18 protein-coding genes are annotated in these 26262 nt (G+C 43.5%); 4 read left to right on the top strand and 14 right to left on the bottom strand.

The annotated features are described in order from the left end of the window. Position 1 precedes the first annotated feature (1 nt). Both J0X13_RS11835 and J0X13_RS11840 read left to right on the top strand, forming a co-directional pair. Positions 2–943, top strand: coding sequence for a PorP/SprF family type IX secretion system membrane protein (locus J0X13_RS11835; protein WP_207071635.1), 942 nt, complete (start codon positions 2–4; stop codon positions 941–943). Between the two features lie 71 nt (positions 944–1014). Further along, positions 1015–1596, top strand: coding sequence for a precorrin-2 dehydrogenase/sirohydrochlorin ferrochelatase family protein (locus tag J0X13_RS11840; protein WP_207071636.1), 582 nt, complete (start codon positions 1015–1017; stop codon positions 1594–1596). Positions 1597–1599: 3 nt separating this feature from the next. Here the strand turns inward: J0X13_RS11840 and J0X13_RS11845 are convergent, their stop codons facing one another. The 14 genes from J0X13_RS11845 to J0X13_RS11910 all read right to left on the bottom strand — a co-directional run bounded on the left by J0X13_RS11845 (position 1600) and on the right by J0X13_RS11910 (position 23115). Beyond that, positions 1600–2352 (bottom strand): LytR/AlgR family response regulator transcription factor, encoded by a 753-nt coding sequence (locus tag J0X13_RS11845; protein ID WP_207071637.1) that lies wholly within the window; start codon positions 2350–2352, stop codon positions 1600–1602. A gap of 31 nt (positions 2353–2383) precedes the next feature. Then, entirely contained in the window at positions 2384–2692 is a 309-nt protein-coding gene (locus tag J0X13_RS11850) for a hypothetical protein (protein ID WP_207071638.1), read from the bottom strand. 538 nt (positions 2693–3230) lie between these two features. Beyond that, positions 3231–3758, bottom strand: coding sequence for a hypothetical protein (locus J0X13_RS11855; protein ID WP_207071639.1), 528 nt, complete (start codon positions 3756–3758; stop codon positions 3231–3233). Positions 3759–4143: 385 nt separating this feature from the next. After that, on the bottom strand, positions 4144–4413 hold the full coding sequence (locus J0X13_RS11860) for a hypothetical protein (protein WP_207071640.1): 270 nt from the start codon (positions 4411–4413) through the stop codon (positions 4144–4146). Positions 4414–4751: 338 nt separating this feature from the next. Further along, positions 4752–5651 carry an alpha/beta hydrolase gene (locus J0X13_RS11865; protein ID WP_207071641.1) on the bottom strand — a complete coding sequence of 300 codons (900 nt, stop codon included), beginning with the start codon at positions 5649–5651 and terminating at the stop codon, positions 4752–4754. Positions 5652–5766: 115 nt separating this feature from the next. Continuing rightward, on the bottom strand, positions 5767–6711 hold the full coding sequence (locus J0X13_RS11870) for a PorP/SprF family type IX secretion system membrane protein (protein ID WP_207071642.1): 945 nt from the start codon (positions 6709–6711) through the stop codon (positions 5767–5769). Between the two features lie 14 nt (positions 6712–6725). Next, on the bottom strand, positions 6726–15788 hold the full coding sequence (locus tag J0X13_RS11875) for a T9SS type B sorting domain-containing protein (RefSeq protein WP_207071643.1): 9063 nt from the start codon (positions 15786–15788) through the stop codon (positions 6726–6728). Positions 15789–16235: 447 nt separating this feature from the next. Next, positions 16236–18359 (bottom strand): DUF5723 family protein, encoded by a 2124-nt coding sequence (locus J0X13_RS11880; RefSeq protein WP_207071644.1) that lies wholly within the window; start codon positions 18357–18359, stop codon positions 16236–16238. A 546-nt stretch (positions 18360–18905) separates the two neighbouring features. Then, positions 18906–19235 (bottom strand): YegP family protein, encoded by a 330-nt coding sequence (locus J0X13_RS11885; RefSeq protein ID WP_207029387.1) that lies wholly within the window; start codon positions 19233–19235, stop codon positions 18906–18908. 183 nt (positions 19236–19418) lie between these two features. Beyond that, positions 19419–20618 carry a glutamate-5-semialdehyde dehydrogenase gene (locus tag J0X13_RS11890; protein WP_207071645.1) on the bottom strand — a complete coding sequence of 400 codons (1200 nt, stop codon included), beginning with the start codon at positions 20616–20618 and terminating at the stop codon, positions 19419–19421. 5 nt (positions 20619–20623) lie between these two features. Continuing rightward, the gene (gene proB / locus J0X13_RS11895) at positions 20624–21394 is read right to left on the bottom strand and encodes a glutamate 5-kinase (RefSeq protein WP_207071646.1); all 771 of its coding nucleotides are present in this window, start codon (positions 21392–21394) and stop codon (positions 20624–20626) included. Positions 21395–21397: 3 nt separating this feature from the next. After that, the gene (proC, locus tag J0X13_RS11900; protein WP_207029393.1) at positions 21398–22204 is read right to left on the bottom strand and encodes a pyrroline-5-carboxylate reductase; all 807 of its coding nucleotides are present in this window, start codon (positions 22202–22204) and stop codon (positions 21398–21400) included. 261 nt (positions 22205–22465) lie between these two features. After that, positions 22466–22663, bottom strand: a complete 198-nt coding sequence (rpsU, locus tag J0X13_RS11905) for a 30S ribosomal protein S21 (RefSeq protein WP_207029395.1) — start codon at positions 22661–22663, stop codon at positions 22466–22468. Between the two features lie 8 nt (positions 22664–22671). Next, on the bottom strand, positions 22672–23115 hold the full coding sequence (locus tag J0X13_RS11910) for a GNAT family N-acetyltransferase (protein WP_207029396.1): 444 nt from the start codon (positions 23113–23115) through the stop codon (positions 22672–22674). A 720-nt stretch (positions 23116–23835) separates the two neighbouring features. On the opposite strand from J0X13_RS11910, the gene J0X13_RS11915 reads away from it, so the two are divergent. Both J0X13_RS11915 and J0X13_RS11920 read left to right on the top strand, forming a co-directional pair. Beyond that, positions 23836–24639: a sulfite exporter TauE/SafE family protein gene (locus tag J0X13_RS11915; RefSeq protein ID WP_207072052.1), complete on the top strand. Its 804-nt coding sequence runs from the start codon at positions 23836–23838 to the stop codon at positions 24637–24639. 115 nt (positions 24640–24754) lie between these two features. Beyond that, positions 24755–26113 (top strand): hypothetical protein, encoded by a 1359-nt coding sequence (locus J0X13_RS11920; RefSeq protein ID WP_207071647.1) that lies wholly within the window; start codon positions 24755–24757, stop codon positions 26111–26113. The last annotated feature ends 149 nt before the right edge of the window (positions 26114–26262 follow it).

Here is a 26262-nt window from a genome sequence, read left to right on the forward strand (position 1 = left end):
AATGGGGATTATAGCATCAAAATATAGAACAAAAGGATGTAAGCTACTATGTTTGCTGCTGCTTGCCCTGTGCTCCATTTCCATACATGCACAACAGGACCCTCAATTTACCCAGTATATGTATAATACTATGAGCGTTAACCCTGCCTATGCAGGCAACAATGGACATTTAACCGCTTTGCTTTTGCACCGCTCGCAATGGGTAGGTATAAATGGCGCTCCGAACACGCAGGTGTTGGCAGTGGATACGCCGTTGGAAAACAAACTTGGAGTAGGGGGGATTATCTCTCGAGATGCTTTGGGGCCTTCTTCCGAAATATCGGTGGACGGAAATGTGTCCTATACCATTCAATTGGATAGTGCCAACAGTAAGCTCTCTTTTGGGATGAAGCTGGGGGGACGTATTTTTGATGTTGATTTTTCCAAGGGCCTTACCGAAGATGAAGATGTGGCCTTTCAAAATAATATAAAAAGCAAGTTCTTCCCGACTATTGGTGCAGGGCTCTATTATGATACGAAGAAAGGATATTTAGGCTTTGCCATACCCAATTTTTTTTCTCAGAAACACTATGATGGAGAGGAACAGGAAATAGCTGCGGAGCGTTTGCACTATTATTTTATTGGAGGTAAGGCGGTGGATTTGACCCCAGATGTGAAATTGAAACCCGCTTTTTTCGTAAAATGGGTGCCTGGTGCTCCGATTATAGCCGATATTTCGGTAAATGCATTGCTCAAGGAAACCTTCACGTTTGGGCTGGCCTACCGGTGGGACGATTCTTTTTCAACCTTGTTGGGCATGCAAATCAACCCAAATTTTAGTGCGGGCTATGCCTATGACCTGACTACATCCAATTTGGCCAGTTACACGGGAGGTTCACATGAATTGTTTGTTCGTTATGAGTTCAAATCTCCCAAAAAACAAAAAGAAGCCCCCACATTTTAGACCGCACTATTCTTCAGCCAGAAATAGTGAGTATCTTTAGCTTTGTAATATGCCGCTAAAATTGATCTGCTATGGAGAGGAATGAGCTATATCCCGTTTTTTTAAAGGTTTCCAACTTACATGTGTTGATCGTTGGAGGAGGAAACGTAGGTTTGGAAAAATTGACCTTTTTATTGAAATCGAGCCCTTCGGCCAAAGTACAAATGGTGGCCCCGGAGTTTTTATCGGATACCTTGGAACTGGCCAAAAAGCATGATGTTGAAATTACCAAGGATGTTTATGCTGACAAGTATTTGGAAGGGAAACATATGGTAGTGGCCTGCACGGACAAACCCGAAGTGAACGAGCAGGTGTACCATGATTGCAGAAAGTTGAGCAAATTGGTGAATGTGGCGGACAATCCACCGTTTTGCGATTTTTATATGGGTGGAATCGTGACGAAGGGCCATGTAAAGGTTGCTATTTCCACGAATGGAAAATCACCGACCACGGCCAAGCGGCTACGTCAATTTTTTGAAGATGTACTACCCGAAAACATTGACGACTTGGTGAACAATCTTAACGAATACCGCAAGACCCTTAAGGGGGATTTTGAGCAAAAGGTTGAGGCCTTGAACGAGTTTACCAAAGGGTTGGTCAACAAAAAGGATTGAGTCTTACAACCGTTTCATTGCTTCAATTAAATCGTCTTTCTTTCTGGAAGAAATATTTACTTGCAGGTCGTTGCTCATAATAAGGTAGCCTCCGTCCGACTTAATGTATTTTTTTACCTTTTTTAAGTTAATGAGATAGCTGTTGTGAACCCTCATGAATTGGTGTTCCGAAAGTAGGTTTTCGTATTCCTTTAAGTGTTTGCTGACTAAAAGATTGTTATTGTCCTCTAGAACAAAACTTGTATATGAGCCATTAGCTTTGCAAGCGATTATATCATCAATGGCAATAAATTCCATACCAGCTGTTGTGGCCAAGCAAATTTTTTCCGGCCGAATATTTCCTCGCGAAATACTTTCCATCAGAGTGTCCAATTGTTCCCTATAAACATTGGTATCCATTCTGGTCCTTGCTTTTTCTACAGCTTGTTGCAGTTCATCAAGATCAATTGGTTTAAGCAGGTAATCCAGTGAACTGAACTTTATGGCCTTTATGGCATATTTCTCAAATGCTGTAGTGAATATAACTTCAAAACTGGGCTCCTTTATTTGGTTGAGGACATCAAATCCTACCCCAGATTGTAATTCAATATCCAAAAAGACAATATCTGGGCTATAAATGGACAAAACTTTTACGGCTTCTTCTACAGAACCGGCCAGTGCGATTACTTGAACGTCTTTGCAAAATTCTTCCAACATGGACTTTAGGATTTCCCTGCCATGTTTTTCATCTTCGATAATTACTGCTTTTAAAACCATAGGGTTATTTTAGGGTTGTATATTTTTATTATTACTCTCGGGCCAATTGATTTTCCGTTAGCATCGAACTTGTCAATGATTTCATGAGCATTAAAGGAACCTCTATATTTTCAACTTCAAGATTTTTGTCAATTTCCAAGGTATGTTCAAACGAGGTATCAAATCTTAAACACCCTAACTCAAGATAAGACGTTAAAGGAGTTTTTTCTTCAGCAAGTATAGCAGTGACCATGTGGGAACTCTCGGGGATATTCCTGCCCAATTTACCAAATTTTGGCAGGTAAGCTAGGGCGGGCACCGTATCAATTTTAAGAATTACTTTGTTAGTCGATAAGAGCATTTAGTATAGCAGAGTTGAAAAGGATATTGTTTGGTTGGGTTTTGGTTTAATTTCTTCGGATGATGCTTTAACCACATTCAGTTGCACGGTACTTTTGGACAACAAGGTATGTTTACATCGTATTAAATTTGGCTTACTAGGTCATTTTAAAATAAAAAAGTAACTCACCACTTTCTTTTCTTATATCAACTGTTGCGCAGCATAACCCCATACTTGCTTTCAGCTCAAGAAATTACTAATGGTGAGTTGTCAGATATAGTTATAAATTTTGGGCTGCACTGTCTTCATCGCCAGAACTGAAGACAGTAACAAAATCTGTTTGTCATGCAGCCCGGTATTCAAAATACTCAATGGTTAAATCTACCATGCTTTCCTTTAAAACTTGTAGGTCACTTGATGTAAGTTGGTTTTCACTTTATAGATGGCCTTTTTGGGTTTATTTAGGTTTTAACAATTGTAAAATGGGAATTCCTGTTATTAGGATTCCCATTTTACATTTACAAGAGAACACTAAAAATTTCGGTTAGTAAATAATAGGTCAAGCAGTGTAATGCAATTCTTGCTCTTTTACATAAGCTTTAAGGGTTGTCTTCCTTTTTTTCTTGGGCATTTTGGCAATGAAATGGCCCTTGAAGTCTATTGAGGCTATGTTGCTCAAATATCTTAGGACCTCCTCGTAGTCATTGATGTTAATACCGGCATTTGTTAAACTTTTGTGTATTGTTGATTTGGATGGATTAATGCCCCAGTCTCCATAAATTTTTTGGTCTCTGGATTTAATAATTAAAACCTTAAGTTTTTTTAAGTGCCAGTTTGGAACATAAAAATGGGATACACCATCTTTTATTGATTTAAAGGTTACATAGACTTTTCCCACATTTTTGTATACGTTCGCCGTGTATCCCATTCGCGCATTGCGTATTGGAAGTTTGATATAAGAACCATCTGATTCCAAATAGAACAATATTGGGTTTCTCTGAAGTATTTCTTCGGTAATTTGGGGAACATCCAAAGTGAGGGACCACCCTGGCAATTGTTCCCTAATATCAAAAGATAACAGTTCCACGGTATCGGGTTCAACCGGTTGATGACATTTTTTGTTGCTCTTCGTTAAAGGATTCGATCTATTTATAAGATATATTGGGTATCCAATTATTACCGCAGCACAAATCAATGCCCATATGATGGTTAACAAATGCATAACTTTCTTTTGATTAAATAATTGGGAACTTTAAATCACATCTCAAATAACAAAGAAAAATGCTAAGTTCAGCCTATAAATGGACCGATGGGCCTTCTCAATTGACGGATGGGAATCAGTCGATTAAACGCATGGTTTTTTTGGACGAAATGCATTTATTTTATCAACTAAAAAATAAACAAGCTACAAGAGCTTATCGCGGGTTTACCAAGAACTGATCATTACAATAAAGAACAATTGTCCCTAGGGTTTAAGTGTCGTGGGATTTTTCCAATTGGCCTACAATTCCCATTACATCATAGTTGGCAATTTTTCTAGTGATATAATTCCGCTTTATGTGGTTTATGTAAGTATGAATCTCAAGAGTATAGTAATTCTCTAGCTCAAATATGGAATCTTTGGCAATTTCCAAACTATTGTTCACCTTTTTTTTGTCATAGGACCTTGCATTATATACTATTTTAAAATTATTGTTTTCTTGGTCCATCCATTCTATTGTAACTTCTATGAAGTCATCCATTCTCTCCCTTTGTTTATAAGATGCTTGCTTTGGGATTTTTCCAAATTCATATTCAGACTTTACTAGGTCTAAAATCCATTTTTCTAGAAACTTTTCTTTCATTATCATTTAAGTTTTAGGCATTCTGGTTTTAGCTCAGCATTGAGCTATTGGTTCAATTTGTTTTATAGAGGTTGAAGATTTTGCTCCCAGATCGATTTCCTATAAGCCTTTTTTTGGAATGGAACGGGCTTTTCAGAAAATGTACTGTTTTACGTAACGGGAGCACATAAAAACAGGAGGTTGGAAAGGATACTTAATTATTTAAAGAGAAGATTTTTTTACAAAAAACTTCATTTTTATATATGTAGAATTTTATTTAACCAGTTCAAAGTATTCAATCTAGCGATTGGACTTTGAGGATTGTCATCAAAATCGAACCCATGTCCAACACCTTTATAGACGTTAAGTTCAACGGCAGCTCCCTTTTCTTTTAACAAATCAACAAGACACAGCGTGTTTTCCGTTAAATAACCTTCTGAGGGAATTTGAAATAATATTGGCGCATAGGGCATATAAATATTCCCCTCCCACGCGTTGTTCCCACACGGACTTGCACCCCAATAGTCATATCCGCCCGATCCTCCGTAATAGAACACACCACCCGCAAATCCAAAATCAGGTTTCTGGTCCGGCGGAAGTACACCTGAGGAGGAATCATATTCCTTGCCGTCAAAATTTTGGGTCCATTCCCAATCTTTAGGTGTAAGGTCCGTATCGTATAATGCTGAAGCCACGGCACTTGCCCCATCAGAAAAACCCAACAGGGCTATATCTTTTTTGCGCACAAGAGTTTCGCCATCTTCATTTTTTAGCTTTTTAAGTACCTCCAGAGCCGCATAGGCATCCTTAGGTCGAATAAACTGAGAACTTATTTTAAAGTTGTCGGGAGCTGTCTTCCATTTTCCTGTTCGTCTGGACACTCCCCTTCCGGAATAACTGTCCACATAAGCTCCTATAATACAATTAGCATCGAACAACTTACGCCATTCTTTGTTTTGACCGGACATTTCACCAGTTTCAGGATCATGGTCCAGCCACATTCCATCGGATCCGTGCATTACCACCACAGCGGGAAAATTGTTGGTATCGCATCCAGATGGTATGGACATGTAAATCGGGATTTTTTCGTGGTCCACCATAGCATAGACAATAGTGTCCAGAGTCGAATTCCTTAGCGTAACCTCTGGAAATTGCATTGATGGAAGAAAAGCACCCTCGTCCTTTCCACATGATATACAACAAATGAAAAGGATAGCAAGGAGCAAGTAAAATTTTTGTAACAATTTAGATAGTGATTTCATAATCTCTCAATTAATAAGTACATGTACAGTTAGAAATTCCTTGGAAGAGGTCTATTCCAAGGGTTACTACATGGGTCCCGGTAGAATAACCCAGTATTTCGTTCATAATTACTTGGTAAGAATACCCAAAGTAAAAGTCTCCTTTTTTAATTCCTACGATCGGGGCGATATAAAGTGGCGAACCCAGTTGATCGTTAAGAAATCTATAAGTGAAGCCAGCGTAGTAATAGTCTAGAAAGTCAAACCATTTAAATTTTGTGTTTATATCTGTAATTGACCTTCCATCACTTTCAAAGTATTGAAAAAAAACAGATGGCTCTATTTCAAAATCCGCTCTTCTGCTTTTTCTAAACTTATAGCCGGAATAAACATAATAATTGCGTAAAGTATTGGGTTCAAATACAGGATTGAACTTTTTAAATTCTTTGTTTAGAATATTGGAAGCATTGACACTGAGATAAAACCGTTCTCTTCGGTATAAAACCCCCACATCAAAGTTAGGGTTGCTAGAGGACCTGTCATTTACAATGGCTTGATCATTATTTGGATCAAAGTTTTCAGTGTCGATTCTAAATTGATTGAGGTTAAAAGACAGGGCAAATGAGAAATAATGGTCATTATATTTGTCAATGGTGAGGTGATGAGCAAAGGAAACTTTTCCGCCCCGCTGTTTGGTTTCACCATTCGAATCATTATAGATGACCATTCCAATCCCCGATCGATTCCCCAATCGTACATCTGCCGAAAGGGATTGGGTATCAGGTGCATCTTGGATACCCACCCATTGGGTGACCCCGTTCATCCTCACCTTTACGTAATTACCTATGCCTGCAAAGGATGGAGACATTAAAAAAGGGTTGTCGGATAAATATTGCGACAATTGGGGTATGGTTAATTCTTGTCCTTTTGCAAAGAATAAGTTCATACACATTAAGAAAACTATACTTCTCTTCATTTATCGTTTAGATTTTATCTATAAAGTGTAAAGTGTCCAACGAATTCACGTCCAGAGCCATCATTGGGTTTCACTATATACCAATAATCTCCAGAAGGCATTGGTTTGGAGTCATATTCCCCATCCCAAGCATCTGTTGGACCCAAAATGTGGATTTTTCTTCCGTACCTATCAAAAATGGACGTTTCGATATCAGGGAATAATTCGGTATTCCTGGGTCCCCAAGTATCATTTTGACCATCATAGTTGGGAGTGAAAAAATCCGGGATATCTATGTCCACCATGTTCATCGCAATACTTTGTATTGCCTCACAGCCATTACTGTCCACAACCCTTACTGTGAAAGTTCCACTTCGGTCTATGGTATATGTATTGTTGGATGTTGCACCATTATCATCGAAATAATAGGTGTATGGAGCGGCACCACCAGTAACATTTGCAGTGATTTGATTCGCATATTCGCTGGTCAATGTCAACCCTAATTGCACAAAGCTTTCAACTTCAAATGGAATCTCTCCCACACAGCCATTGTTGTCCATTATGAACAAACTGTGATTGCCAGCACTGATATTTCCAAAATCAGGACTTAGGATGAAATCATTCAGGTCAGTTGAATCCAGGGCATAGAGCACATCATTACTTACTGAGGGGTCAGATAAAGTCACTACAAGGCTGTTTGATGGAAGATTGTTGTCGCAGAAATACATTATATCAACAGAGCCACCAAGTTTCGCCCCCCCAGATTGGATTCCAAAACTCGTATTGGTTTCACATCCAGTATCATCAATTATGTTCATTTCATATTCTCCAGGAGACAGATTGTCTATTGAGAAGGAATCCGTATTGAAAAGTATAGGTTCCATATCGTTGAGCTGAACGATAACCGGGAAAACAGCATCTCCAATCTCTACAGAAACGGAACCATTATTACTCTCCCAACACGTTTCATTCTGAACAATAGTGGTAACGCTAAATCCAGTGATGGTGACCAGGAAGGAGTTCTCCACGTCGGGGCAGGATCCCGTACCGGGGCTGAAGACGTAGATGGTGGTGGTTGCGCTCACGGGGTCCCCTGCGAATAGGGCGTTGCCCCCTCCGTTGGGCGCGTCGAAATAGTTGCCGTTGGCCAGTGCTGGCAGGATGTAGGAGTCACAGCTCTCGACATCGGCGGGCGCGTCGGCCAGTGGGGTGTTGTTGATGGTCACCTGGAAGGAGTTCTCCAGGTCTGGGCATGACCCGGTTCCCGGACTGAAGACATATATCGTCGCGCTCGCGGTGATGGCGTCCCCTGCGAACAGAGGAGTTCCGGTTCCACCACTTCCGGTAAAATAGTTGCCGTTGACTAGTGCCGGTAGGATATAGGAGTCACAGCTCTCGACATCGGCGGGCGCGTCTGCCACTGGGGTGTTGTTGATGGTCACCACGAAGGAGTTCTCTACATCTGGACAACTTCCTTGCCCAGGGCTGAAGATGTAGAGGGTGGTCGTTGTGGTGATATTGTCCCCTGCGAACAAAGGCGTTCCAGTTCCACCACTTCCAGTAAAATAGTCACCGTTGGCCAGTGCGGGCAGGATGTAGGTATCACAGCTCTCGACATCGGCCGGTGCGTCTGCCACTGGGGTATTGTTGATCGTTACTTGGAAGGAGTTCTCCACATCGGGGCAGGATCCCGTTCCGGGGCTGAAGACGTAGATGGTGGTCGTTGTGGTGATATTGTCCCCTGCGAACAAAGGCGTTCCGGTTCCACCACTTCCAGTGAAATAGTTGCCGTTCGCCAGTGTGGGCAGGGTGTAGGAGTCACAGCTCTCGACATCGGCAGGCGCATCGGCCAGTGGGGTGTCGTTTATGGTGACCACGAAGGAGTTCTCCACATCGGGACATGACCCCGTCCCCGGGCTGAAGACATAGATGGTGGTCGTTGTGGTGATGTTGTCCCCTGCGAAGAGTGCGTTGCCCCCTCCGTTGGGCGCATCGAAATAGTAGCCGTTGGCCAGTGCGGGCAGGATATAGGAATCACAGCTCTCGACATCGGTGGGCGCGTCGGCAATCGGTATAGGCGTTATGGTCAATGTCATGGAGTCGAATGTGGCCGGACAGCTTCCGTTCCCGTTGCCGGTAAGGGTAAGGGTTACCGAACCGTTGGTGATGTCGCCCAGACCAGGAGTGTAGACGGGCATCAGGGCGGTGGCATCATCGAATGAGCCGTCGCCTGCGGAGGACCACAGCAATGAACTGGTGTTGGAGGTACTTGGTTTTGTGACGGATGTTGATAGGTCGAGCACTTCCCCCTGGCATATTTCCTCGTCTGATCCTGCATCCACTATGGGCGCTGGTGTTATGGTGACCTGAAAGGAGTTCTCCACATCGGGGCACGACCCTGTTCCGGGGCTGAAGACGTAGAGGGTGGTCGTTGTAGTGACCACGTCCCCTGCGAAGAGTGCGTTGCCCCCTCCGTTGGGCGCATCGAAATAATCACCGTTGACCAGTGCCGGTAGAATATAGGAATCACAGCTCTCGACATCTGCCGGTGCGTCTGCCAGTGGGGTGTCGTTGATGGTCACTTGGAAGGAGTTCTCCACGTCGGGGCACGACCCTGTTCCAGGGCTAAAGACATAGATAGTGGTGGTTGTGGTGATAGCGTCCCCTGCGAAAAGTGCATTGCCTGCACCGTTGGGAGCATCGAAGTAGTTGCCGTTGGCCAAGGCGGGCAAGGTGTAGGTGTCACAGCTCTCGACATCGGTGGGCGCATCAGCCAGTGGGGTGTCGTTGATGGTCACTTGGAAGGAGTTCTCCACGTCTGGGCATGACCCGGTTCCTGGACTGAAGACATAGAGGGTGGTCGTTGTGGTGATGGCGTCCCCTGCGAATAGGGCGTTGCCCCCTCCGTTGGGCGCATCGAAATAGTCTCCATCGGCCAGTGTCGGTAGGATATAGGAATCACAGCTCTCGACATCTGCCGGTGCGTCTGCCAGTGGGGTGTCGTTGATGGTCACTTGGAAGGAGTTCTCCACGTCGGGGCACGACCCTGTTCCAGGGCTAAAGACATAGATAGTGGTGGTTGTGGTGATAGCGTCCCCTGCGAAAAGTGCATTGCCTGCACCGTTGGGAGCATCGAAGTAGTTGCCGTTGGCCAGTGCTGGCAGGATGTAGGAGTCACAGCTCTCGACATCGGCGGGCGCGTCGGCCAGTGGGGTGTTGTTGATGGTCACCTGGAAGGAGTTCTCCATGTCTGGGCATGACCCGGTTCCCGGACTGAAGACGTAAATAATCTGTGTTGAGTTTATGATATTCCCTGCGAACAGAGGAGTTCCAGCTCCACCACTTCCGGTAAAATAGTCACCGTTGGTAATTGCGGGCAGGGTGTAGGCGTCACAGCTCTCGACATCGGTTTGCGCATCCGCCAGTGGGGTGTCGTTAATGGTGACCACAAAGGAGTTCTCCACGTCTGGGCATGACCCGGTTCCTGGACTGAAGACATAGAGGGTGGTCGTTGTGGTGATGGCGTCCCCTGCGAATAGGGCGTTGCCCCCTCCGTTGGGCGCATCGAAATAATCACCGTTGGCCAAGGCTGGCAGGATGTAGGTGTCACAGCTCTCGACGTCCGCTGGTGCATCGGCCAGTGGGGTGTTGTTGATGGTGACCTGGAAGGAGTTCTCCACATCGGGGCAGGATCCCGTTCCGGGACTGAAGACGTAGATGGTGGTCGTTGTAGTGATGTTATCCCCTGCGAAGAGGGCGTTGCCCCCTCCATTGGGCGCATCAAAGTAGTTACCATTGGCCAGTGGCGGCAGGATATAGGCGTCACAGCTTTCTACATCGGTGGGCGCATCGCCCAGTGGGGTGTCGTTGATGGTCACTTGGAAGGAGTTCTCCACATCGGGGCAAGATCCCGTTCCGGGACTGAAGACGTAGATGGTGGTCGTTGTAGTGATATTGTCCCCTGCGAAGAGGGCGTTGCCCCCTCCATTGGGCGCATCAAAGTAGTTACCATTGGCCAGTGGCGGTAGGATATAGGCGTCGCAGCTCTCGAAATCGGCGGGGGCGTCTGCCACAGGGGTGTCGTTGATGGTCACTTGGAAGGAGTTCTCCACATCGGGGCATGACCCCGTACCTGGGCTGAGGACATAGATGGTTGTAGTTGTGGTGATGGCGTCCCCTGAGAACAGAGGTGTGCCAGTTCCATTACTTCCAGTAAAATAGTCACCGTTGGCCAGTGCGGGGAGGATATAGGCGTCACAGCTCTCGACATCGGTCGGTGCGTCTGCCAGTGGGGTGTTGTTGATGGTGACCTGGAAGGAGTTCTCCACGTCTGGGCATGACCCGGTTCCCGGACTGAAGACATAGAGGGTGGTGGTTGTAGTGATATTGTCCCCTGCGAATAGGGCGTTGCCCCCTCCGTTGGGCGCATCGAAATAGTCACCGTTGAACAGTGTGGGCAGGATGTAGGTGTCACAGCTCTCGACATCCGCTGGTGCATCCGCCAGTGGGGTGTTGTTGATGGTGACCAGGAAGGAGTTCTCCACATCTGGACAACTTCCTTGCCCAGGACTGAAGATATATATGGTCGCGCTCGTGGTGATGGCGTCCCCTGCGAACATAGGCGTTCCGGTTCCACCGCTTCCAGTAAAATAGTCACCGTTGGCCAAGGCAGGCAGGATGTAGGTATCACAGCTCTCGACATCGGTCGGTACGTCTGCCAATGGGGTGTTGTTAATGGTGACCACAAAGGAGTTCTCCACATCGGGGCAAGACCCGGTTCCGGGACTGAAGACATAGATGGTGGTGGTTGTGGTGATGGCGTCCCCTGCAAACAGAGGCGTTCCGGTTCCACCGCTTCCAGTAAAATAGTTTCCGTTGGCCAAGGCAGGCAGGATGTAGGCGTCACAGCTCTCGACATCGGCGGGCGCGTCGGCCAGTGGGGTGTCGTTGATGGTCACTTGGAAGGAGTTCTCCACGTCGGGGCAGGATCCCGTACCGGGGCTGAAGACGTAGATGGTGGTGGTTGCGCTCACGGGGTCCCCTGCGAATAGGGCGTTGCCCCCTCCGTTGGGCGCGTCGAAATAGTTGCCGTTGGCCAGTGCTGGCAGGATGTAGGAGTCACAGCTCTCGACATCGGCGGGCGCGTCGGCCAGTGGGGTGTTGTTGATGGTGACCAGGAAGGAGTTCTCCACATCGGGGCATGATCCCGTACCCGGACTGAAGACATAGATAGTGGTCGTTGAAGTGATGGTGTCCCCTGCAAACAGAGGCGTTCCGGTTCCACCGCTTCCAGTAAAATAGTTTCCGTTGGCCAAGGCAGGCAGGATGTAGGTGTCACAGTTCTCAACGTCTGCTGGTGCATCCGCCAGTGGGGTGTCGTTGATGGTCACTTGGAAGGAGTTCTCCACGTCTGGACATGACCCGGTTCCTGGACTGAAGACATAAATAATTTGTGTTGAGTTTATGATATCCCCTGCAAATAGGGCGTTTCCTGCTCCGTTGGGCGCGTCGAAATAATCACCGTTGGCCAAGGCTGGCAGGATGTAGGAGTCACAGCTCTCGACATCGGCGGGCGCGTCGGCCAGTGGGGTGTTGTTGATGGTGACCAGGAAGGAGTTCTCCACATCGGGGCATGATCCCGTACCCGGACTGAAGACATAGATAGTGGTCGTTGAAGTGATGGTGTCCCCTGCAAACAGAGGGGTTCCGGTTCCACCACTTCCAGTGAAATAGTTACCGTTGGCAAGTGCGGGTAGGATGTAGGCGTCACAGCTCTCGACATCGGCGGGGGCATCGGCGATGGGCATCGGTGTTATGGTGAAGGTCATGGAGTCGAATGTGGGCGGACAGCTCCCGTTCCCGTTGCCGGTAAGGGTAAGGGTTACCGAACCGTTGATGATGTCATTTGCTCCAGGTGTATAGATGGACATCAGGGCTGTGTTATCATCGAACGAGCCGTCGCCTGTGGAGGACCACAGCAATGAACTGGTGTTGGAGGCACTTGGATTTGTGATGGATGTGGATAGGTCGAGCACTTCCCCCTGGCATATTTCCTCGTCTGACCCTGCGTCCACTATGGGCGCTGGTGTTATGGTCACCTGGAAGGAGTTCTCCACATCGGGGCAGGACCCCATACCTGGACTGAAGACATAGATAGTGGTGGTGGCGCTGATGGCGTCCCCTTCGAACAGAGGGGTTCCAGTTCCACCGCTTCCAGTAAAATAGTCACCGTTGGCCAAGGCAGGCAGGATGTAGGCATCACAGCTCTCGACATCGGCCGGCGCATCTGCCAGTGGGGTATCGTTGATGGTTACCTGGAAGGAGTTCTCCACCTTGGGACATGCCCCTGCGGAGCTGAAGACATAGATGGTTGTCGTTGTGGTGATCACGTCCCCTGCGAATAGAGGGGTTCCAGTTCCACCACTTCCGGTAAAATAGTCACCGTTGGCCAGTGCAGGCAGGGTGTAGGCATCACAGCTCTCGACATCGGCCGGCGCATCTGCAAGTGGGGTGATATTGATAGTGACCACGAAGGATTCTTCGTCAGTACATGTACCGTTCTCGTCGTAGATATAAAGTGTCGTTGTACCAGCAATGTTGAACGAGACTCCGGCTAAATATTGGTTGCCACCACCACCAAATCCTCCGGGCAGGTCGTAGTAGGCTTCATTGCCTGTTAGGTTTGTTCCAGTGATCATTGGCAGCAAGTACTGGTCGCAGGCTGTCACATTTGCCAAGGGGTCGATGTTGGGCGGTTCAGGTGCCGTAAGGGTTACATCCGGGCCATCGACCGCAGAGATACAACCATTGACAGTTATACGAAAGTTTTGGTAGTTGCCAGGGGGAAGGCCATTGACAACTGCACTCCCACCACTGACAGTAACGGCGTTGAAAGTTCCCCCATCATACATAATATCGTAAATGCCATCGGGAACATCGGAGAATATGAATGTTATCGATCCATCGTCACTGCCACATTTGGTGGGGTCGGAGAAATAGTCAACGTCTATAAATGGTTTAGTTGTTATATTGATCTTGAAACTTCTCTCGTCAAAACAGACAGCGGGTGCGACACCAGTTTCATCATATATATAAAGGGTCATACTAGTGTTGATCAAATCACCAGGAAAGAATAACGTACCACCTCCTGAAGGGCCTCCCGAAGCATCATAATAGGCTTCATTTCCGGATAAATCTGTTCCTGTAATTGGAGGTAATATATATGAATCGCAAGCTTCAACATCTGCCAGTGAATCAATTTTTGGAGTTGTAAAAACGTAAATTGTCTGTAGGAGATCTGTATAGTTACCGTAGATATCCGTGACTCTATATGTACGTGCAATAGTTTCGGGATTTGAAAGTCCATCCGAAACATCCCCTATATATGTGACAGCGGCCACAGCACAATTGTCAGCCTCATCCGTTACAACATTTGGGTCTGGTGCAGGTACTGTATCACAAACGGTAATCGGGTCTGGATTGGATGCGGTAGGGGAGATGTTATCAGTAAATGCGACTGTAAAAACATCTAGGTGTTCAAAATCCACTCCATCAAAATATGCATTTTTGAACGCATCAATACTTGTTGCAGGAATCGTTGTTATTGGTCCGGTAAGAAAATCCCCATCACCATCCGTATCAATGATCAAAGATAATTCTCCACAGTTCCCATTGTCAAGAATGTCAGATCCTGACAGATCTACTCGAACACTGACCCCTAAAATAGGGTCTACTCCTCCTGGAGAAACGGTTTTTTGAATTTTCCATTCTCTTTCTATTCTGGAAACAAACTGGGGTGGGAGTTCGGTGGCAACCTGGTTGAGTCCATTATGATCGTTTGCCCATAGCAAATAATTGTGTAGATATGAGAATAATGAAGGTGATCCCCAGGTTGTATTATCGATTTCAGTTCTGGATTGATCTAGATTATCAGTTCCAAAATTGGTATTGGAAGACATGGTAACCATGGCTTCCGTATTTTCACTTTTGGAAATACGTTGGTGTAGGTTATATCGCAATTTGAGGTCACCAACATTACCTGGTAAACCTGATTCAAAGTCTTCAAAACGGTCCCTACCTAAACCTGCGATATCGTATCGATAGTTTGGATCTACTGTGGGATCCCAAATGACTGTTCCGTCTGCGGCGAGATAATCATAGCCCAGATTACCCACAACACTGCCCAATTGTCCTCCAGAATTATTTAGTGTAACCCCATATTTTATGGCCAAATAACTTTCTATCCTTTGAATACTGTTGGAGTTGAGCGGACCATCTGCCAATAAAACTTCAGCAATGTGTCCGGTTAGATTTCGGTTTTGATTGGAACTGTTAAAATGTTTTCCGAGTCTATTGTACAGGTAAAGGTCTCTTTCCGCTCCAACAGCGTTTCTTATTACATTTAAATCTGGAAGTCCATTGACCCAAGTTGTAAATACTTCATCCTTCAAAAAAGGATCAATATCCACTTTCCTGACCAATGTGCCTATAGTCGGTGCTTCTTGTAAATCTATGCCACCGCTTTGAAAGTAATTCCAGGTGTTCCATGTACGACCTATGGAAAATCTGTTTCCATTGGAAATTCCTATGGAAAGGTTGGTGGTCGAACTATGGTAAGTGTCGATATCCCCTCCGAAAAGAAGACGCTGTGTTTGTGCGGAGTTTCCCATCCCCTTGCCTTTAAAGACAATAAAAACCGTGATTTCCTTTCTGGAATTGGACCTAAAATGCAGGGCCTGTCCATTTCCACTGCCATCAAATTCCACTGATGGATTAAAGTTGAAACTGTTTCTGCGAAGTGTGGGTATACCGGGAATGGTGCCGGCAGGGTTCAAATAGGCAGGTGTGCCAAATGAATTTGCCAATCCTGTTGGATATGCCAATGGATAGTCTACTGGGGCAGGGTGGGGGACTGCATCTTGCGCATTATAATCCACAAAATCGTACCAAAGTTTCACAGGAGTTCCATCTACGGGAGCCAATGGTGTGAACAGTTGAAATTGCCCAGGTGTAGGTAGAGGGGGTGAGTTGACAGCCCTGTCTGCTGTAAACCAGGTGTCCACTTGTTGACCAAATATTTGACCGCTCAATAATAGCATGAATATCGTTCCTATTGTTAGGAGGATACTTTGCAATGGCCTATGATATATGCTAAACCACGAGGTTTTTTTTTCAGGGGTTTGAGTAAAAGATAAATGAAGTAAAGATTTTATCATAGTAAGTAGGTCTTTTGTTTTTTCTTGTTGAGGAAGAGACAAGAAATGCTTTGGGAAGTATAAAATAAGCTACTATTCAGGTACTTGGGGACACCTAATTAACCTATGCAATGTTAGAATTGATGAATGGCATGAATGGATCAACGTACGAGAAATGAATTTGAGTTCCAGAGTGTTGTGTTTACAGGTGTTTTCTGACATCTGTATTTTGGATAAAAAAAGCCACCAAGAATTTCTTGGTGGCTTTACAACCCTTGATTATTGGAGAATTTATAAGTTACCCCAAACCTTGGGTACTAAAAAAACAATCATCAAATATGGGTAGGATGGTTATTTTATCAGGTTAATTTCTACCCTTCTGTTCTGTTTTCTTCCGAGTTTTGTGGTATTGGAGGCTATTGGTTTTTCTTCTCCATATCCTATTGCGGTGAGTCTGCTTCCAGAAATTCCTTCGTTGATCAAGAGATCCCTAACGGAATTTGCCCTTGCTTCTGAGAGTCTTTGGTTGCTCTCGTTGCTTCCCACGCTATCTGTGTGCCCTTCCACGGTGAATTTGGCATTTGGGTATTCGTTCAGGATTTGGATAATATCTACGATCATAGAAATCGATTCTGATTTGATGGAGGCCTTGCCTGTGTCGAACAGAATTGTTTTTGCATATTCGTTCAATTGCTTTTGGACTTCTTTTGTTACCTCGGGACAACCATTATTGCTTATTGGGCCAGCTACGTTAGGACATTCGTCGTCAATGTCCACCAAGGTGTCCCCATCGGTATCTGGGCATCCTTTATGTTCCATGCTTCCTGGATTTTTTGGACAACGATCATCTTTGTCGATGATACCATCACCATCGGTATCCGGGCATCCGTTGTGCTCTTTGTTTCCTGGTTCATTGGGGCAATCATCGTCCTTGTCTAGAACACCATCTCCATCGGTATCTTTCCAAGGGCATCCATTGTTTTCTTCTGGCCCTGCTTCGCTGGGGCAGTTGTCATCCTTATCAAGAATGCCGTCACCATCGGTGTCTTTCCAAGGGCATCCATTGTTTTCTATGGGGCCAGGTGTTTCTGGGCAATGGTCCACATCGTCTTTTAGGCCATCCTTGTCCTTATCCCGCAATTTGCTCTGATATATAGGAACTTTGACACCCGCATAGGCATCCAATGATTTGCTCTGTCCAAATAGCGATGTCAGGATTGAACCAGACCCTAAAAAAAATGGTCCTGCCCTGAGTCCAGCTCCCCAACGAAAGCCGGCTCCATTCATTACGCTGAAAGGAGAATAAATACTCAACCATGCAGTTTCCAACCTTGGTGTAAGTGAAACTTGATTATGGATATGTTGGGTGTTGATGTTGTTTTTTCCCTTTAATGAAATATCGGAGTTCAGGTTTAGGTAGAATGTTGAATTTATGTTCCAATCCACATTGGCATGCAATGCGGTGGGCAGTACCGATTTTGATGATTTTTCTAGGGAACTGATGGCATCAAAGTTGTTGTCCAACGCATCATCCAGCTCCAGACCATCAAAATTATCCGTACTCTGTGTCTTGTTAAGGTCATAGGTGTCTTCCGTGCTTCTATGGTTGTTTATACTTCCAATATCTGAGATGGATGCACCAAACTTTAACTTATACTTGTTCACACCTCGGTTGGAAATGGGTTCACCGTCCATATTTACCAACTGCTGGTCTTCGTGATCAGGCCTCCATTCATAAACAAACCCAAGGTCTGTTCCAAAACCGGTGGATCGACCATAATTTTTATCGCCTTGAGTGTCGGTTCCGTATGTCAATGTTCCATTGGTAGTGACCTCATTTGCTGCAGCATTATGGTCAATGCTTACCTCTGAACCATCAATATAGATATGGTGTATTCCGGTAAGATACTTAAGGGTAAGCCCTCCTTTAAGGAAATGTTCACCCCCATCCGCCAGTACCCTCGCATAGGTGGCCCCAATTTCCGTCCACAGGTTTAATGCTCCGGATATATTCCCTTCATCGATAAAGAAGTCCTCATTCTCATCGAAACCACCTTCTTTATCTATGGTGGTTCCATTGATATCATCTACATTGAGGAAGAGCCTACCCCTTGTGTAAACGCCTACTGAGTGTTTTTCGGACAAGGTGAACATGGCCGATGGTCCTAAGATATCAACATTGGCAACCAGGAAATTATTTTCCTTTGGGGTTGTTTTGGCTTCATCAAAGGTTTTGTTGAAGTCATTGAAGGCATTACCTAAATCGACACCGAGATAATCGTTGCCAAAAAAGGCACTTGCACTTATTAGGTTGATATCCAATTTTAGCCTGGAGTCCGCTATGTTGGCAGGGTTTGAAATAATACCATGTACCCCACTGTAATTATCAGTAAGTAGGCCTTCATAGGATTGGGCTTTAAGCATATACACCGATATGAAGAACACTATGCCCAGTGAAATTTTTTTTGAAAACATGTTTAAATACATTTTTGTTAGACCTAAAGGTTCAGGTCCAGGTTGTTTTTTTAAATCACAACAAATAGAGTACAAATAAGGTTATGACAACTAGGGGAATAAACGAATGGACACTTTCAATTGATGGATAATGAAGTTGGATTTATGAAAGCTTTGATAACGAGGAGTAAAACTGAAGAATTGTGAAACATTGAAGAGTTTCGGAGAAAACCAGAAATGGAGGGTTTTTGAATAAAAACCATTACGACCAAGGAATTTAAAATTCCTTGGCGTAACGGAAACCTCAACTAAACTAATCACTTTAATGACCAATACTCGTCAAAAGTGAATTGCTATATGTGCATACGTTAAAAATTGTTTTTGTATTTCAATTGTACTTAACGCATTGTTGCGGAACAAACATAAAACCTAAAATTGATTTAAAAGCACCTCATTTTACGGATGGGCTTTTTCAACTAACCAATGCCCTTTTTGGTTTGAGGAAGAAAATGAGGTAAAAAAAAACAGCCCTAAAAGGGCTGTTCCATATGGTTTGAAAAGTATTGTTTATTCAACTTCTTCTACCGATGCATCGGGAGCATTCTTTTTAACGGAGGCAACACCGTTTTCCATAGCGGATTCGCTGGAATACATTTCGCTGTTTCCAATAACTTGGCCGTTGGATGCCTTTAGGTTGAAGTATGGGCTTCCGTCCTTTGCCTTGTTTCTTTCAAAATTTCCATCGTCCTGTGAATGTTTTTTCACAGACTCGATACCATTTTCACAAGCATCTTTGGATGAATATCCTTGGCTGCTTAAAATAACTTGACCGTTTCCAGCTTTTAAATTGAACCGGAACTTTCCAGCCTTATCCGTTTTAATCTCAAATTTTCCCATATTTATTCTATTTTAAGTAATAAATCTAGATATTTTCTTAAAAAATGACCAATAAAAGAGGTGAAAAATATCAATAAAATAAAGTTTTAGGCTTTTGGGTCATGAAATTGTAATAGTACTATGATGATTGTCATAAAAAAAGGAGGCGAATAGCCTCCTTTTAACATTGTGTTTTTATATCTGTTACACCCTAATTTGACCGTCACCGAATACATAGTATTTGTTGGTGACCAATTGTTTTAGGCCCAATGGACCTCTATGGTGTAATTTGTCCGTACTAATGGCGAGTTCTGCACCGACCCCCATTTGTCCACCGTCGGTAAATCGAGTGGAGGCGTTTTGGTACACAGCTGCACAGTCCACGTTTTCCATAAATGTTTTGGCAACATCATTGTTCTCTGTCATTATGGAAGCGGAGTGTCCACCGGAATTGTTGTTGATTTTTTCCACGGCTTCGTCAATATTGTTGACTGCACCGATAACACATTTCATGGCCAAAAACTCTTCTTGCCAAATGGAATCGTCGGTAATGGTGTCCTCGTTCGTCAATACTTTTTTGACCTCGTCATCCACTATAATGGAAACTTTGTTGGCGGTGAGTACCTGCTGCAATTCCTTGAGCTTATCCTCGTAACCATCAATTTGGGTATCCATCAAAATTTTGTCCAATGCGTTACAGGCGGAAATCTTGTGGGTTTTTGCGTTCAAAATTACTTTTAAACTTTTTTCCCAATCAGCTTCCTTGTGAACATACAGGAAGTTGTTTCCCCTACCGCTGATCAGTACAGCGCACTTGGCGTGTTCTTTTACAAATGCAATCAAACGTTCGCCGCCACGCGGTACAATGAGGTCTAAATCCTGGTCTGGATTCCTTAAGAACTCCTGTGTTTGTGTCCTGTCCATTTCCAAGAACTGGATAAAGTCCTCGGACAGGCCATTTTCTGTCAAGGCCTGGTGCCAAAACTTAACCAAGGCTTTATTGCTGTGGTAGGCTTCTTTACCTCCTTTGAGCAAGATTTTATTGTTGGCCTTAAATGCAAGTACGGCAGCCTCAACAGTAACATCAGGGCGGGATTCGTAAATAATCATTATAGTGCCAAAAGGAGCTGTTCTGTTGATGATCTTTAACCCGTTGTCCAATTCCCTTGTCGAGATTTCCTTGTTAACGGGGTCATCTTGCAAACGAACCTCCTTTACGGCCTGGATCATTTGATCCACTTTCTTTTGGTCCACTACCAAACGATCGTACAATGCTTGATCGTCGCGGTTAAATGCGTCTAGATCTTTTTTGTTTGCTTGGAGCAATTCGTCCCGATTTTCATCAAGGATACGCTCCATATCTTTTAATACTTTATTTTTTAAATCTGTGTTCAATAATTTCATTACTGTTATTTTGAAACTTCTGTTCCTACGTTTTTTCCTTCTACAATATCCAGGATTACGTTTTCTCGTTTTCCGTTTACAATGTAAGATGGAATATTGTCGGCTGCTGCTTTTTGGGCATAGCTCAATTTTGAACCCATGCCGCCACGGCCTTCTCCTTCTTGTTTGTTTCCTTCTTCAATGTATTTCTCCAAGTCTTCTTTCGGCTCAACTTTGTCTATTACTTTGGACTCCTCTTTTTCGGGGTGTCCGTCGTAAAGGCCATCTATGTCCGTCATCAGGATAAGTTTGTCGGCTTTCATCAACTGTGCCAACAAAGTGGCCAGCTCATCGTTGTCCGAGAACATGGACATGGAAACGGAAACTGCATCATCCTCATTGGCTATTGGGATAACTCCTTCAGAAAGGAGCCCTTCAAGGCAATTGATCATGTTGTCGCGGTGCACTCCAGGGTTAAAATCCCTTTTTGTAGGGAGTACCTGGGCACATTTCATTCCGTAATCATTGAATATATTATAATAGTGCCTCATCATTCTGGGTTGCCCAATGGCGGAATATACTTGCCTACGTTGGGTTTTATCTTTGATTTTCGCTTTTCCCAGCACTTCTTTACCGGCGATTACCGATCCAGAAGAAACCAAAATGGTCATGATGTCTCGTTCGTATAGCTCAGCAATTTGTTGTACCAAACTGTTGAGTACAGGTCTTACAATTCTGTTGTCTTTATTGGTCATCACATTTGTACCTACTTTGATGACCACTAGTTCTTTATACATGTTTTAGTATTCTTCGCCAAGTTCCACAGCTCTACCAAATGCTGCGAAGGCGGCTTCTTTGATTAATTCATTTACATTATTGTCTTCCATGGAATCCAGGGCGGCCCTAGTGGTTCCTCCTTTGGAGGCGACCATTTCCATCCAAGTGTCGGGGTTTAGGTTGTTTTGGTTGAACAGCTCCACCGCACCTGTAAAGGTTTGGCTTACCAATACCTTGGAAACGTTCTCCGAGAATCCCATTTGAAGCGCGGCCTCCATCATACTCTGCATAAAGTAGAATACGTATGCGGGACCACTTCCTGAAATTCCCGTTGATGCATCAATAAATTTTTCATTTTTCACCCTAAGGGATTTTCCAGTGGTGTCCAGCAGGCCTTCTACCATAAAAAGTTCCAAACGGGAAACCTCTTCGGCGGATACATAGCTGGTTAGGCCCTTGCCAACCTGAGCGGGCAAATTGGGCATGGCCCTAACCACTTTTTTGATTCCTAGGGATTCTTGTATAAAGTTGATGGTAACCCCGGCCATTATTGAAATGAACAATTGCTCCGGATTCACCAATTTTTTCATGCGCTCAAAAAGTTCTTCGGCATGATAGGGTTTTACGGCCAAAAAGATGATGTCTGCTTGTGGTACGCAGTCTTCAATCTTGTCAATGGCATCGAAATAGGCAATTTTACCTACTTCTTCTAATTTTTCTTTTGACTTGTCCAGCACCATAATGTTGCGTTTTTTCAACAATTTGGATTTAGACATACCTGTGGCATAGGTAAGCCCCATGTTACCTGCGCCAATAACCAATACTTTCATTGTTTTTATTAAAGGGTTATAAAATAAATTATAATGGTGTTATGCTAATACATTGCATTCTTTGCAATCTTTGATTTTACCGTTGTAAGTTGCTCGGTATTTGTGCAAAGTGCGGACGGGAAGCCCCATAATATACCTTCTTACATATGTAACACGGGTGGTAAGCTCCCCCATTTTAACGCTATAGCGTTTTTCATATCTGGTTTCCCTTTTAATTCTTGAAAGTCTCATTTTGTTGTTGATACTTTTTTGTTTTTGATGTTATTGGTCTTCCTGTTCGTTCAGGAATTTTTGTTTGTATTGTGCCTTTTTCAATGTTTTTCGGCGCTCTACTGATTTTTTAATGTATTCTTGACGGCTACGTATTTGGTCCAAACGCTTCGTGTTTCTATATTTTCTTTTGTAGCGTTTTAGAGCCCTTTCAATACTTTCACCTGATTTAACTTCAATTTTTAGCATATAATGGTTTATCTGTTCAATCTCATTTCTAAATGGGTTGCGTTGAACCCTTTTTCTTCAAAAAATTTTTTGTTTGGATATTGGTTTTCATCTGTAATATGGATGGCAACGTCCCCCTTGCAATATTGGAGCGTATAATCCAGTAGCTTCTTTTCAATATCGCCTCCCCTGTGCTCTCCGTGTATTACAAAAAATACCAGAAAGTTCTCGGGAATATAGTCTCCCATACCTGTCTTGTTCACAACGGCCAGCCCTAATATTTCATCTTTTTCCTCCATGGCAAAAACATAACCGCCCAAACCAGGAATGTCTTTGGTGGAGTATTGAATGGCCTTCCTAATAGCTTTCTTTGTAGCTTTTTTTCCTTCTTGATGCTCAAAAAGGAAGTTGGCGAACCTGTTAGCTTCCATGGTTGAAAGTCTAGTATAGGCATCGTAGGTCTTGATTACCATGTTGTTTTGAACGATAATAGTTCTGATTTTTTAGTTATTAGTTAACGGTTTCGAATCGGGCAAAATGGAAATACAAGTAAATCACACTTGGTTCCCAAGGTATAGGCACTACTTCCCAAAAGGGAAGGTAATTATAGGGTAGGCGGAATGAACTTATTGGGCTGGTTTCTGAATACCAGATAAGTAAAACTTAGAATTCTACAGTTTTTTCTCTCGTGGAGCTTAACGTTCATTGGTGCAAAGGTAAGTAAAACAGCCCTTAAATCCCAATAATACTGAGGTTTATGTTTTCTCTAACGTTTCTGCCAAAATTTTGGGAGTACATTTTGGGTTACTCGATGGATTATTATAAGGATTGCTTAAAGTTTAGCTATGGAACGTTAAATATTCTTAAGATCGATTTTACTGGATTGCCGTTTTTGAGTTTAGTGGTGTTTTTCTATTGAATACTTCTCTTTGTTTTGAATTATTACCGCTTCAGGCTATGTGAATTATTGCTAACTTTAATTCGTTTAGCTTTGGGTACAATGGAATTGCTGCATGGAAAAGCCTTCAAGATTCCGATAATCATTATATATGTTAGAATCATAAACTGCCTCCTGATATATTGAACTGTACAAGAACCTACCTATGCGTTATTAACCTTTTAAGCTCTTTGTAACCGATGTTACTGTAAGGCTTTCAAAGGCAAATTATCTTAACCGCACAACAATAATGAATATGGAAGTTTTTGAAATTCTTGGATATATTGGGGCTTTGTTAATTGGCGTAGTCCTTGGATTGATTGGTGGTGGAGGCTCTATACTTACCGTTCCTGTTTTGGTATACTTGATGTATATAAACCCTGTGACGGCCACCGCGTATTCACTTTTTGTGGTTGGAATCTCTTCGTTGATCGGCGCTTTTAAGAATATCCAAAAAGGACTTGTCGACCTAAAAACTGCCATTGTATTTTCTATTCCTGCTTTTATAGCGGTATATGCAACAAGAAAATATTTGGTGCCCGCCATTCCGGAGCATTTGTTCAATATTGGCGATCTCGCCGTGACGAAGAACATTGGTATAATGGTGTTTTTTGCAATTATTATGTTGATGGCTTCCATATCAATGATCAGGGGCAGGTCCGAAAATGGTGATGACGACGACACCGAGGTCCAATATAATTTTCCTTTTATCATCCTGGAAGGTGTTGTGGTCGGGGTGTTGACAGGTATTGTTGGAGCTGGTGGTGGATTTTTAATAATTCCTGCACTTGTCATTTTTGCCAAATTACCTATGAAGAGGGCAGTGGCGACCTCACTTTTGATCATTGCCATAAAATCGTTGATCGGATTTTTGGGAGATGTACAAAACCAAAACATTGATTGGACCTTTCTACTATCGTTCACAGCTTTGTCCGTGATTGGCATTTTCTTGGGAATCTGGTTGAGTAATTTCATCAACGACAAACACCTGAAAAAATCCTTTGGTTGGTTTGTGCTCCTTATGGGTATATATATTCTTTATAAGGAATTGTTCGGCTAGGACAGTTCTGTTTTAATATTCAGGTTGGACTTACTTTATTGGATATCCATGTTTTTTGACGGGCAGCGTCCTTTTCAAATTGAGAATTATTTTATCCTTCCCATATTTTTCTAACATGAAACAAATAGTAAAACACAGTATTTTTTTGCTTTGGGGGTTGAGCTCCATGGCACAGCATCAAAAAGCACCTGATAAAGCGGAGAGCTTAAAGGAAATATTTGCGAACGGGGAAGTAGAAGGGCATATTCGAAATTACTTTATGTCCACTATTAACGAGGGGTCTTTGAAAGATTATTACACCGACGCCATAGGAGGTTCCATCTCTTTCAAAACAATGGAATACAAAGGTTTTGAACTTGGTGTAAAGGGCATATTCACCTTTGAAGCGTTCACATCCAATTTAAATGACCCCGACCCAACTACCGGAATGGTTTCAAAATGGGAACACGAACTTTACGATATTAACGACTACAATAATCAAAACGATCTGGATAGGTTGGAGGAATTATATGTAAAGTACAATTTTAACTCTGGTTATTTTACCTATGGAAAACTTGCCATTGAAGAAACCCCCTTGCTCAACGAAACAGATGGTAGGATGAAACCATTTGCCTTCAAGGGGTTTTGGTTTCATTTGCATCGAAAGAAACATGTGTTCAATATAAGTTGGTTGGACCGTATTTCGCCCAGAGGTACAGTGGAATGGTATAGCTTCAATGAAGCCATCGGGTTGTCGAACAATGGCTTTCAGCCAGATGGAACCCTATCGGATTATCGAGACAAAACAGCATCAAAAGGTATCGCCTCTTTGCAATATGAAACACAACTTGACCGATTTGAATTTAGGGCCAATCACTACTATATCAACCATATTTCAAATACGAGTCTGATAGAATTGGATTATAAAAAGGGCGATTGGACCTTGGGTCTGCAATATGCATTACAGTTTTCCGATAGATTCCAAAAAAGCTTGGACTACGCCGAAAGATATATGCAGCCTGGGGAAAACGGTCAGGTATTAAGTGGTAAACTGGCTTATGATCCCCAACATTGGCATTTTGGAGTTGCTTACACAAGGGCCTTTGATACTGGAAGGTTTCTGTTTCCCAAAGAATTGGGAAGAGACAACTTTTTTACTTCGCTCTCCCGCTCTCGATTGGAAGGTCTGGGAGATGTAAATGTTTTTACCCTGTATACTGATTACGATTTTGATATAGATGGATTGAACCTGGGGTTGGAAGTTACCGAAGTGTTTGGTCCCGGAATAAACGAGTTTGAATTCAACAAATACAATATTGATGAATATTATCAGATAAACACAAGATTACATTATGAGTTACAGGGCTTTTTTGAAGGCCTTAATTTTGATGTTCTTTATGTGTACAAAAGGAACCTGAACAATTCTGACCCTATCAACGTGTTCAATCAGAGTAACTTGCACCAAATTAATTTTGTGACAAACTATATTTTTTGACCCAAATGTTAAAAGTGCTCCCTCCATGTATCTTTTGTGATACTTTAAAGGAAAAGCCATGGAGTTCGCCGGTAATGATTAAAACGCAAAAAGCTCCGAGTTCTCGGAGCTTTTTGTTAATTGTAATATCAAGAGGTTAAAAAAGGAAT

Origin of the sequence: [Muricauda] lutisoli (nom. illeg.) (genome assembly GCF_017313105.1) — a bacterium.
In the GTDB taxonomy this organism is placed as follows: domain Bacteria; phylum Bacteroidota; class Bacteroidia; order Flavobacteriales; family Flavobacteriaceae; genus Flagellimonas; species Flagellimonas lutisoli.